Source organism: Citrobacter sp. VF227, from assembly GCF_052950715.1.
This window is the reverse complement of sequence record NZ_JBRFVF010000110.1, coordinates 1-680: the sequence shown is the minus strand read 5'-3', so window position 1 is coordinate 680 and position 680 is coordinate 1. Positions and strand designations below refer to the sequence as shown.

General features: G+C 59.9%; 1 protein-coding gene. It reads right to left on the bottom strand.

Going from position 1 to position 680, the window contains the following annotated elements:
* Nucleotides 1-321, bottom strand: a 321-nt coding sequence (locus tag ACU8YC_RS25320; protein WP_446896007.1) for a hypothetical protein, incomplete at its 3' end; no start/stop codon positions are given.
* Nucleotides 322-680 lie beyond the last annotated feature (359 nt).

The following is a 680-nucleotide window of genomic DNA, read 5'->3' as shown; positions in this document are numbered from 1 at the left end:
CCCGGCCCGCAGACCGTTCAGGCCGTGTGCGAAGGTGCGCAACTGATTGATTTCGCGCAGCTGGTCAAGGGTCAGGTGGAATTTTTTTGCAACGGAGGCGGCGGTCTCACCGCCCCCCAGGGTGTAGACCTGCGTGCGCTGTGCGGGCTGTGGGGTGGACTGCTGCAGGAAATGCTGTTCACCGGCCCCGGCCATCACCGGCGTGAAGGCTACCACCAGGGGAAAAGCCGTCTGTACGGCGATGTTAAGCCAGGCCAGACGTCGCAGGCCGGGTGAAAAAGCGGTATCCGCAGGCGGATGCGATGGGCGTGAGCGTTTCATTTGTCAGTACTCCAGAGAAAGACAGTAAATGAATCCCCGCAGCCGGAATAACGTTGCGGTCGCAGCATTCAGCGGATACCGGTGGCCACGTCGCGGGAAAAGCGGCGCTGACGCCCGGCACCGGCGAAGCAGCGGGTCAGAAACAGGGGCTCCTGCTGCTCAGGCTGCACGCGTCCCTCCCGGGGGCAGTCCGGACATCGGGGATTTTTGTGTGTCAAGGGTGTTATTTAACCGGCATGAGTGTTTAACTTATTGATTTACAGCCATTAGCTGTCACTCTCACCGTATTGCTTTCAGGTTATGTACGCATAAGCCTGTGAATTCCCGGTATTACCGGGTTTCAGGGGCCCCGGGGCCGT